At 60.9% G+C, this 10,493-nt stretch carries 11 protein-coding genes; 5 read left to right on the forward strand and 6 right to left on the reverse strand.

Going from position 1 to position 10,493, the window contains the following annotated elements:
* Positions 1-325, reverse strand: a 325-nt coding sequence (locus tag KHQ26_RS26145) for an aminotransferase class III-fold pyridoxal phosphate-dependent enzyme (protein ID WP_142373477.1), incomplete at its 3' end; no start/stop codon positions are given.
* 180 nt (positions 326-505) lie between these two features.
* Here KHQ26_RS26145 and KHQ26_RS25675 point away from each other — a divergent pair.
* Positions 506-1,270, forward strand: a complete 765-nt coding sequence (locus KHQ26_RS25675; protein ID WP_002893192.1) for an SDR family NAD(P)-dependent oxidoreductase — start codon at positions 506-508, stop codon at positions 1,268-1,270.
* Positions 1,271-1,323: 53 nt separating this feature from the next.
* Here KHQ26_RS25675 and KHQ26_RS25680 read toward each other — a convergent pair whose 3' ends face one another.
* Genes KHQ26_RS25680 through KHQ26_RS25695 form a run of 4 tightly spaced genes read right to left on the reverse strand, consistent with a single transcriptional unit; the run spans position 1,324 to position 4,298 of the window.
* Positions 1,324-2,085 carry an amino acid ABC transporter ATP-binding protein gene (locus tag KHQ26_RS25680; RefSeq protein ID WP_004151676.1) on the reverse strand — a complete coding sequence of 254 codons (762 nt, stop codon included), beginning with the start codon at positions 2,083-2,085 and terminating at the stop codon, positions 1,324-1,326.
* Positions 2,078-2,743, reverse strand: a complete 666-nt coding sequence (locus KHQ26_RS25685; protein WP_002893189.1) for an amino acid ABC transporter permease — start codon at positions 2,741-2,743, stop codon at positions 2,078-2,080. Before KHQ26_RS25685 ends, KHQ26_RS25680 begins: the two co-directional genes overlap by 8 nt.
* A 14-nt stretch (positions 2,744-2,757) precedes the next feature.
* Positions 2,758-3,399: an amino acid ABC transporter permease gene (locus tag KHQ26_RS25690; protein WP_002893187.1), complete on the reverse strand. Its 642-nt coding sequence runs from the start codon at positions 3,397-3,399 to the stop codon at positions 2,758-2,760.
* Between the two features lie 47 nt (positions 3,400-3,446).
* Positions 3,447-4,298 (reverse strand): transporter substrate-binding domain-containing protein, encoded by an 852-nt coding sequence (locus KHQ26_RS25695; protein ID WP_002893184.1) that lies wholly within the window; start codon positions 4,296-4,298, stop codon positions 3,447-3,449.
* 241 nt (positions 4,299-4,539) lie between these two features.
* On the opposite strand from KHQ26_RS25695, the gene KHQ26_RS25700 reads away from it, so the two are divergent.
* The gene (locus KHQ26_RS25700; protein ID WP_004191435.1) at positions 4,540-6,003 is read left to right on the forward strand and encodes a PLP-dependent aminotransferase family protein; all 1,464 of its coding nucleotides are present in this window, start codon (positions 4,540-4,542) and stop codon (positions 6,001-6,003) included.
* On the opposite strand, the gene KHQ26_RS25705 is transcribed toward KHQ26_RS25700, so the two are convergent.
* Positions 6,000-7,334 carry a PLP-dependent aminotransferase family protein gene (locus tag KHQ26_RS25705; protein ID WP_020804990.1) on the reverse strand — a complete coding sequence of 445 codons (1,335 nt, stop codon included), beginning with the start codon at positions 7,332-7,334 and terminating at the stop codon, positions 6,000-6,002. The two genes, KHQ26_RS25700 and KHQ26_RS25705, sit on opposite strands and share 4 nt — an antisense overlap.
* Positions 7,335-7,458: 124 nt before the next feature.
* Here KHQ26_RS25705 and KHQ26_RS25710 point away from each other — a divergent pair, with 124 nt between their 5' ends.
* The 3 genes from KHQ26_RS25710 (at position 7,459) to KHQ26_RS25720 (ending at position 10,371) form a co-directional block, all read left to right on the forward strand.
* Positions 7,459-8,367 (forward strand): DMT family transporter, encoded by a 909-nt coding sequence (locus KHQ26_RS25710; protein WP_029497488.1) that lies wholly within the window; start codon positions 7,459-7,461, stop codon positions 8,365-8,367.
* A gap of 121 nt (positions 8,368-8,488) precedes the next feature.
* Positions 8,489-9,604, forward strand: coding sequence for a YbdK family carboxylate-amine ligase (locus tag KHQ26_RS25715; protein ID WP_004178906.1), 1,116 nt, complete (start codon positions 8,489-8,491; stop codon positions 9,602-9,604).
* A 47-nt stretch (positions 9,605-9,651) separates the two neighbouring features.
* The gene (locus KHQ26_RS25720; protein WP_004151678.1) at positions 9,652-10,371 is read left to right on the forward strand and encodes a phosphodiester glycosidase family protein; all 720 of its coding nucleotides are present in this window, start codon (positions 9,652-9,654) and stop codon (positions 10,369-10,371) included.
* Positions 10,372-10,493 lie beyond the last annotated feature (122 nt).

The raw sequence follows: 10,493 nt of genomic DNA on the forward strand, positions 1-10,493 counted from the left end.
GCGCCAGGTCGACGATGCGCTTCGCTGCTTCGCCGCGGGCAAGGTTGGCGGTGGCGGGCGCGATGGTGACCAGGGTTTCCAGCTGCGCCTTCATGGCCGCCAGTACCCGGGGGTGCTGATAGCCAATGTTGACGTTCACCAGCTGGCTGCTGAAATCGAGCCAGGTGTTCCCCTCATAATCCCATAGCTCGCAGCCTTGCGCCCCGGCGATGACCAGCGGGTTGAGATTGCCCTGCATCGACCATGAATGAAACACATAGGCGCGATCTAATTGCCGAACTTCGTCATTGCTTACCGCGACCTCGTTGTGAATTGCCAGCTTCATACCCTGCCCTCTCTCATGTCGTAGTGGTTGGCTTCATCATTGGCCTTGGCCGCGCAAATCGGATAGAGCCAGTGCGCGCATAACGATGTGACACGGTGTCACATCCCCGCCCGTCGTCTGGCCCTGTGCCTTGTCGTCCGGCGTTTTTATAGTGAAGGGACAACCGCACAGGAGAATGAGATGGCAACGAGCAACGTAGTGTTTATCACCGGGGCGACCTCGGGTTTTGGCGAAGCGGCAGCGCAGGTGTTTGCCGACGCGGGCTGGTCGCTGGTGCTGAGCGGGCGCCGCTATCCGCGACTGAAGGCCTTGCAGGACAGACTCGCCGCCAGGGTGCCGGTGCATATTATTGAGCTTGACGTTCGTGACAGCGAGGCGGTGGCTGCCGCCGTGGCGTCGCTGCCCGCCGATTTCGCCGATATCACCACCCTGATCAACAACGCCGGGCTGGCGCTGTCGCCGCTGCCGGCGCAGGAGGTGGCGCTGGAGGACTGGAAAACGATGATCGACACCAACGTCACCGGTCTGGTGACAGTCACTCACGCCCTGCTGCCGACGCTGATCCGCCATGGCGCCGGGGCGAGTATTATCAATATCGGCTCGATCGCCGGGCAGTGGCCCTATCCCGGCAGCCATGTGTATGGCGCCAGCAAGGCGTTTGTGAAGCAGTTCAGCTATAACCTGCGCTGCGATCTGCTTGGCACCGGCGTGCGGGTCACCGATCTGGCGCCGGGGATTGCCGAGACCGAATTTACCCTGGTGCGAACCAAAGGCGACCAGGCGGCATCGGATAAGCTCTATCGCGGCACCACGCCGCTGAGCGCGAGCGATATCGCCGAGCAGATGTTTTATATCGCCACGCTGCCGGCGCATATGAACATTAACCGGGTGGAGGTGATGCCGGTGCGTCAGGCGTGGCAGCCGTTCGCTATCGACCGGGATTAAGCGAAACCCGACGCATCCCCTGTCGGCGATACCGGCAGGGGATGCAGGCCGGACTAACGGCTGCTTTGCAGAAACTGCCTGACGCGTTCGGAGTCAGGCTGAGTGAAGAACTTCTCCGGCGGCGCCTTCTCAATCAGCAGTCCCTTCTCCAGAAACACCACCTCATTGGACACCTGGCGGGCAAAATCCATCTCGTGGGTCACCACCACCATGGTGTAGCCCTCGGCGGCAAGGGCTTTCATTACCCCCAACACCTCATTAACCAGCTCCGGATCCAGCGCCGAGGTCGGTTCATCGAAGAGGATAACTTCCGGCGACATCGCCAGCGAACGGGCGATCGCCACCCGCTGCTTCTGCCCGCCGGAGAGAGTGATCGGGTAGACATCGGCTTTGTGCGCCATGCCGACTTTCTCCAGCTGCTGCATGGCCATGGCCTTCGCCTCGTCTCGTTTCATGCCCTTAACGCGCAGCAGCGCCTCGCTGACGTTCTGCTGCACGGTCAGGTGCGGCCACAGGTTAAAACTCTGAAAGACCATCCCCACCCGCTCGCGGATTTTGGCCAGCTGGCGGTGCGACATCGCCCGGCCGCGCTGTTCATCAATCCCCAGCCGCTGACCGCCGATATGAATTTCACCGCGGTCCGGCTGTTCCAGCCAGTTCATACAGCGCAGCAGGGTGGATTTTCCCGACCCGGACGAGCCGAGAATACTCACCACGGTCCCCTTCTCCACCGTCAGGTTAATATCCCGCAGGACTTCCACATTATCGAACTGTTTGGAGACGTTTTTGACGCTTACGGCAATAGACTCAGGCATGGCTCATTCCTCTTTTGGCTCCCCAGGCGGTCAGGCGCTTAATCAGCAGCTCCAGCAGAATGCTGATCGCCCAGTAAAGCCCAATGGCGACGATAAAGGCGTTAAACGGAATAAAATAGGTCGCCTGGACGCTGTTGGCGGCGGCGGTGATCTCCTGAACGGTAATAATGCTCAGGAAAGCGGTGTCCTTCAGGCAAATAATCAGCTGATTGCCGATCAGCGGTAAGGCGGAAGAGACGATATTGGGTAAAATAATCCGCCGAAAAATGGCATAGCGAGAAAAGCCCTGAGCAATCGCCGCTTCAATATATCCGCCGGAAAATACCCGCCGCTGGCTGCGCAATATTTCAAAGAAATAGGCGCCATGATAAATAATCAGGGCCAGTAAACCGGCGGTCCACGGCTCCATGCTAATACCGAGCTGCGGCAGTCCGTAATACAGAAGATAAGCGAGGATCAAAAAAGGGATCGCGCGCATCAGGCTGACGAAACCAATAATAATCCGGTTAATCACTTTCTTTTGATATTCGCTAAAATAACACAGCGCAATACCGATAATCAGCGCCGCCAGGGCGGCGGTAATAAACAGTTCGAGGGTCGCGAATAACCCGGCAATAAAGCTATCGCGAACCGACCAGATAACGCCCCACTGATTCATAATGCCTCCCGTTCCTAGCGCGCCAGACGCCTGGCTTTACGTTCCGCGATACCCTGCAGCTTCAACAAACAGCCGATGATCGCCACATACAGCAGGCCGGCGGCGAGGATCGGCGACAGCGGCTCGTAGGTGACCGAGGAGATACGGTTGGTGACCCGGGTGAGATCCACCACGCCAATCACGGCGATCGCGGGGCTACCTTTGATCAAAAAGGACATCTCATTGACCAGCGCCGGCAGGCTCTCGATCCACATCTGCGGCAGCATGATGTAGCGGAAGTAGGTCCAGCGGCGCATCCCTACCGACTCCGCCGCCTCCCGCTGTTCGCGCGGAAAGGTGCGGAAGGCATTGCGCCAGATCTCAGCGTTAAACGCCGACGTGTTAAGCGTCAGCGCCACGATGGCGGCCACGTTCTTGTCGAGGTTAATGCCCATCGTGGGCAAGGAAAGGAACAGAAATAGCACCAGCGTCACCAGCGGCGTCGCGCGGGCCAGACTGATATAGACCACCAGCAGCTGGTCGATCACCGGCAGGCGCAGCATCCGTACCAGGGCGATCAGCAGGCCAGCCACCACCCCGAAGGCGATAGCGATGGCCGAAATCCAGAGGGTCGTCCATGCGCCTTCGATTAATAACTGCCAGGAAATTGCATCCATGAGGCCCTCCTTCTCAACAACAGGCGGCGGTCGCCCGCCGCGGAATATTACAGTCCGGCGAGTTTGTGAAACTGTTCCGGGCTGGTGATCGCCTCGGTCGGCAGGTTGTCATAGGTTTCGCCGAACCATTTTTTCTGCAGCTCGGCGAGCTTGCCGGTCTCCTTCATGTGGTTCATAAACTTGGTCATATAGGCCAGCAGCTGCGGCGAGTTTTTCGGGATCGGCCACGCCATATACCCCGGTCCGGAGACGGCCAGCCCTTTGGCGAAGACCTTCGGTTTGGCTTTCGCCAGGTCGTTTACCGAGATCACCACGTTAATCACGTAATCCAGTCGCTTGTTCGCCAGGTCGGCGTAGGCTTCCGGATAGGAGGGATACTCCACCACCGGTCCCAGCTTGCCGCCGGTCTTCTCCAGCATCGCCTTCAGCTCCGGCAAACGCGCCAGCAGCGCGCTCCCGGCCTGTAACCCCACTTTTTTGCCGCTGAGATCGGCAATGGTATTTAGCGAGGTATCGCCAGCGCGTTTGACGAAATAGTGCTGTGCGGAGGCCCACGGTGGGGTGAAATCAAAGACCTTCAGCCGCTCATCGGTAATAACCGCCCCGGTTAAGGCCATATCGTATTGCCCGGTGGAGACAGCCGCTAATAATCCGGTCCACGGTAATATGCTCTGGTCGACATGGAATTTGGCGTACTTACGTAATTCCTCAAGCATATCTTTGTTAAAGCCATCAGCCTGGCCATTATTCATAAAGTTAAACGGCGCATAATCATCTTCCGTCGCCACTTTCAGGGTGCCGGACTTTTCTATTTCCGGAAGATCGGCCGCGACGGCGTGATAAGAAAAAGCGACCGTTAATACAGCGCTCAGACACATTGATGCCAATGATTTTTTCATTATTTCACCCCTGATGGATTGGCCAGACGGGTTCATTCCAGAACGCGAAAAGGTTTCTGCAAAATAGTGGCCGGGGACGTTCCGGTCCACGGCGGCTGAATACGTTTTTAATGTGGGAGCGTTTTTCAATTCCGTATAGAGCCAGATGGGCCGCATCGCTGTGTCAGATGGCGGCAGGGTGGTATGGAATTTGCTGAGTGTAACGGGTGGTCGCAATGCGTTATTGCCAGAGGAGCCCCGTATGATCCGTCACCTGTTACACGTTGATTTTCAGCCTGGCCGCGGTTTGCAGGAACAGGTGCGAGAGACGCTGGTGAATGCCATTCTCAGCGGGATCTTCGCCGCCGACACCCCGCTGCCCTCCTGTCGCCAGCTGGCCAGCCAGCTTCGCGTCTCGCGTAACACCACCGCGCTGGTGTTCGAAAGTCTGGTCAACGAGGGCTACCTGATTAGCCGCCCACGCAGCGGTTACTACCTGCATCCCGACTATCATGAAGCTTCGCCTGCCGCCGTCGAGAGTGCACCGCAGCGCGAAGCGGCTGCACCACGCTGGGGCGACCGGCTGCAGATGACCCCCAGCCAGCAGGAGTCGATCCTCAAACCGGCGGGCTGGATGCACTACCGCTACCCGTTTATCTACGGCCAGCCCGATACCCGGCAATTCCCGCTGGCCACCTGGCGCTCGGCGGCGAACTGGCTGCACGGCGGGGTGCGCGACCCGGCGTGGGTCATCGACCATATTGACCAGGATGTGCCGATGCTGATCGAGCAGATCCGCACCCGGGTGCTGCCCAAGCGGGGCATTGTCGCCGCGCCGGATGAAATTCTCATCACCCTTGGCTCGCAAAATGCCCTCTACCTGCTGACCCGACTGCTGCTCTCTTCCACCACCCGCATTGGCGTCGAAAACCCCTGCTTCCGCGAAGCCATCAACACCTTTCTGCTCGCCGACGCCGAGGTGGTGCCGCACCCGGTGGATGAAGAGGGGATCGTGCTTAATGAGCGTCCCTGCGATTACTACTATGTCACTCCAGGTCATCAGGTGCCCACCGGGGTGACCATGAGCAGTGCGCGGCGTCGCCAGTTGCTGGAGCATGCCGCCCGCCATGACGCGGTCATTATTGAAGATGATTATGACTCGGAGAGTAACTTTACCCTCAACCCGCTGCCGGCGCTGAAGGCCAGCGATCGCAGCGGCCGGGTGGTGTATGTCAGCAGCCTGTCAAAAGCGCTGTCACCGGGGCTGCGGTTGGGGTTTATGGTCGCCGACCCGGACCTGATCGACGAGGCGCGCGCCCTGCGCCGGCTGGTCTATCGCCATCCGCCGACCAACATTCAGTACCAGATGGCCCACTTCCTTGCACAGGGCCATTATGAGACCCATCTGCGGCGCTACCACTATGACTCCGCCCAGCGCTGGGAGCGTCTGCACGCCGCCCTGCAGCGCTATCTGCCGTCGTGTCGCGCGCTGGCGGGGAGCGAACATGCTAACGCCTTCTGGCTGCAGACCCCGGCGCAGATCAACACCCAGCAGCTCACCTGGCGCGCCGCCCACGCCGGCGTGCTGATTGAGCCCGGGGCGCGCCATTTTCTTAACGCCGCGCCGCCGGATAACTATTTTCGCATGGGATTCCACGCCATTAACCCTGACGCCATCGCCCAGGGGGTGGAGGTCCTGCGCGGCCAGCTGGAGCAGATGGGTTAGCGGTATTGTTCATACTCAACGGCGTCGCGCACGCTGAGCAGCGCCGGGCGCAGGCTGTCGAAAGGCACCGATCCGAGCGCAATGCGCAGCGCCTGCGGGATCGTGGCGGAGACGCAGAACGGCTCGGCGGTCGATACCGAAATGCGGCGTTCCATCAGCGCATTCGCCAGCCGATCGGCCCGGCTCTCTTCACCCAGCGGCAGCCAGACGAAGTACGAATCGGGATGACTGACGACGGGAAGCCCACAAAGCACCTCGCGGGCCACCTGCTGCCGCTGTCGCGCATCCTGGCGTTTCTGCGTTTCAAAGCGCGCCACCGTGCCATCTTCAATCCAGGCGCAGATCAGCGAACTTATCAGCGTCGGCGTATTCCACGTCGTGGCCCGGATGGCGCGCTCAATCTCCGGGCGATAGCGCGGCGGAGAAATCACCACCCCCACGCGCAGTCCGGTGGCGATATTTTTTGAAAATCCGGTGACATACACCGTTCTTTCCGGCGCATAGCTGACCACCGGCGGCGGCGGACGGCTCACCAGCCGGGCATAGGCGGCATCTTCAATAATCAGCAGATCGTGCTGGCGCGCAAGATCGGCCAGCGCCTGCCGCTGACCGGTGTTGAGCACCCAGCCCAGCGGATTGTGCAGCGTCGGCATGGTATACACCGCCCGCACCCGCCGCTGCTGGCACAGCGTCTGAAGCGCCTGAAGATCCGGTCCCTCCGGCCGACAGGGGATCGCCGCCAGCTCCAGATGATACAGCGCCGCCAGAACCTTGAAGCCCGAATAGGTCAGCGCATCCACCGCCACCACATCCCCCGGACGTAACAGCCCCATGACGGTCACCGCCAGCCCGTGCTGTGCGCCGTTGACGATCAGGACATTTTCCGCGTCCGGCGCAAAGTGCTGGCAGGTCAAATGGCGGGCGATAATGTCCCGCTCGGCAAGCCGCCCGGCGTGAGGCTGATAGCGCAGATGCGAGTCAATATCGCCCGCCATCGCCAGCTGCCTGAGCGCCTCGCGCAGCGCATCGCCCTGCTCCGGCAGCGAAGGGTAGTTGAAATTGAGATCCACGACATCGGCGGCCACCACCTGCTGATCGACCCCATGCCCCGGCGGCAGCGAGAGGTCGCGCACGAAGGTGCCGCGGCCGGTTTCGCCGCTAACCAACCCCATCTCTTCCAGTTCACGGTAGACGCGCGTGGCGGTGGCCAGCGAGATGCGCTCCCCGGCGGCAAGGGTACGGTGCGTCGGCAGACGGCTGCCGGCGGGCAACTGCCCGCTGCGGATCGCCTGCGCATATCGGTCGACAACGGCTTTATATCGGGCTTTCATCGTGAAATGTATCTATGACAATAATTTGATTGTATTAGATTGGCCACATTACCATCGCCGCTGACGATGCTCAAGCGGGCGCAGCCCAATCAGATAACGCGAGGTTAACGTGGTAGATTCAACACTGGATAAATCGGCGCCCGGCCCCTGGTCCGGATGGCTTCATGGTTTACTGGGGGTGATCATTTTCAGCGGGTCGCTGCCCGCGACGCGGCTGGCGGTGCAGGATATGGATCCGTTGTTATTGACCTTTCTGCGCGCCTCCATCGCCGGGCTGCTTGCCGTCGCGCTGCTGGTCGGCTTTCGCCAGAAACGCCCGCGCCTGGCGCAGCTTGTGTCCCTGATCATCGTCTCATCTGGGGTGGTGCTCGGCTTTCCGCTACTCACGGCGCTGGCCCTGCAGCGCATCACCTCGGCGCATTCGATTGTGTTTATTGGTCTGCTGCCGCTGATGACCGCCCTCTTTGGCGTACTGCGCGGCGGCGAACGCCCGCGGCGGGCTTTCTGGATCTTTTCGCTGCTGGGCAGCCTGCTGGTGGTGGGATTCGCCCTGACGCAAAGTGCGGCGGCCTCACTCAGCGGCGATCTGCTGATGCTGGCGGCGGTTATCGCCTGCGGCCTCGGCTATGCGGAAGGGGCAAAGCTGACGCGGGAGCTCGGCGGCTGGCAGGTGATCTGCTGGGCGCTGGTGATAGCCCTGCCGTTGATGCTCCCCGCCTCGCTGCTGGTTCAGCCCGCGTCCTGGCATGCCATCTCGGCCTCCTCCTGGGCGGCGCTCGGCTATGTGTCGCTGTTCAGCATGCTGATCGGTTTCATCTTCTGGTACAAAGGGCTGGCCGCGGGCGGGATCGCCGCCGTCGGCCAGCTCCAGCTATTGCAGCCGTTCTTCGGGCTTGGCCTGTCGGCGGCGCTGTTGCACGAAACCGTCAGCCCCTTGATGCTGGCGGTTACGCTGGGCGTGGTGCTGTGCGTGGTGGGCTCGCGCAAATTTGGCCGCCAGCGGGTTGGCGAAGAGAACGGGGGCAACAATTGACCTGACGCGTCGCCTAATATCGCGGGATGCGGCGCGAGGCGAATGGATAAGCTGCGTAGCAAAGCCAACGTAAATGTGTGACGGGTATATACTTCAGGGAACACATCGACCGGGAGAGACTATGCCTTTAGCCGATTTTCACCGCTCCGATCCTTTTACCCTCGGTATCGAACTGGAGCTGCAGGTGGTGAACCCGCCGGGTTACGACCTCAGCCAGGATGCCTCGACGCTGATTGCCGACGTCCAGCATCAGTTGACCGTGGGAGAAGCCAAACACGACATCACCGAGAGCATGCTGGAGATCGCCACCGGGGTGTGCCGCGACATCAGCCATGCGCAAATCCAGCTCAGCGCCATCCAGCAGGCGGTCCAGCGCGCGGCGCTGCGCCATCATCTGCAGATCTGCGGCGGGGGTTCCCACCCCTTTCATGCCTGGCAGCGCCAGCAAATCAGCGATAACCCGCGCTATGTCAAAACCGTCGAGCATTTTGGCTATCTGGCGCAGCAGGCGACGGTCTTTGGCCAGCATGTGCACGTCGGCTGCCAGAGCGGCGACGACGCCATCTATCTGCTGCATGGCCTGTCGCGCTTTGTACCGCACTTCATCGCCCTTAACGCCGCCTCGCCGTGGTTTGACAGTACCGACAGCCGTTTCGCCTGTTCGCGCCTCAACCGCTTCTCCTCCTATCCCGACAACGGTCCGATGCCGTGGGTGGCCGACTGGCAGGGGTTTCGTCGCCTGTTCCGCCAGCTGAGCTACACCAGCATGATCGATAGCATGAAGGATCTGCACTGGGATATTCGCCCCAGCCCGCAGTTTGGTACCGTCGAGGTGCGGGTGATGGACACCCCCTTGACCCTTGCCCAGGCGATCCACATCGCCGGCTTTATTCAGACCCTGGCCTGCTGGCTGTTGACGGAGCGTCCTTTTAAGCACCAGCCTGATGATTATCTGCTGTACCCCTTTAACCGCTATCAGGCCTGCCGCTACGGGCTGGACGGGACCCTCACCGACGTGCGCAGCGGGGAGCAGCGCAGCATCCGCCAGGAGATCCTGCAGCTCGCCGACCGGCTGGCCCCTTTCGCCCATCAGCTGAAGGCGACGGCAGCGCTGGAGGCGGTGGTTCGCCAGGCGAAATCGCCGCACAGCGAGGCGCAGCAGATGCGCGACTTTATCGCCAACGGCGGTTCGCTTTCCGGGCTGGTGCAAAAACACTGTGAGATTTGGGCGGCATAAGGCAGCGAGGCGGGTATACTCGGCGCAGACTATAGAAAGGACTGCCCATGTTATTACGTTGCCTGCTCCCTCTGGCGCTGCTGCCCCTGGCCGCCGTCGCCAGCGCCGCCTGTACCCTCACCGACCCGACGCTGACCCTGCAGAGCTATCGGGTGGATGCGCAGAAAGAGCGCATTGCGATGTACTGGCAGGATCGGCACGGCAAAGCCTGGGGTTCCCTGCGTTCGCTGCTGGCGGGTATCGATGGCGACGGCCGGGTGCAGATGGCGATGAACGGCGGCATTTACGATAAGGCCTACGCGCCGCTGGGGCTGTATATCGAAGACGGCAAACGGCTGACGCCGGTCAACCGCTCCGCCGGCGGCGGGAACTTCTTTATCCGCCCCGGCGGCGTATTCCTGGTGGAAAACGGCCGGGCGAAAATCGTGCCGCTGCCGGCGTACAAACCCTCTCCCGCCATCCGCTATGCGGTGCAGTCCGGCCCGATGCTGATTGAAAATGGCGCCATCAACTGGCGACTGAAGCCCTCCGCCAGTTCGCGCAAGCTGCGCAACGGGGTTGGTATCGATAAGCAGGGCCGGGTGGTGTTTATGCTCAGCGATCGCGAGACCAACTTTTACGATTTTGCCTGCTATGCGCAGTCAAAGCTTGGCGTGCGGCAGATGCTTTATCTCGACGGCACCCTGTCGAAGATGTACCGCAAAGGCGGCAGCGTGCCGTGGCAGTATCATCCGTTCGTGACCATGATAACGGTGGAGAGAAAATAGCGGGCGCATTTGGGGGCGGCCATTCCAGCCAGGAGAGTGAATAAATTAACGACAGGCCGGGCAAGGTATTGCCGCCGTGCCCGATGTCCTTGCCCGGTGGCGCTGCTGGACTGACCCCATAA

This window comes from Klebsiella sp. 10 (assembly GCF_018223925.1).
GTDB lineage: Bacteria > Pseudomonadota > Gammaproteobacteria > Enterobacterales > Enterobacteriaceae > Klebsiella > Klebsiella pneumoniae.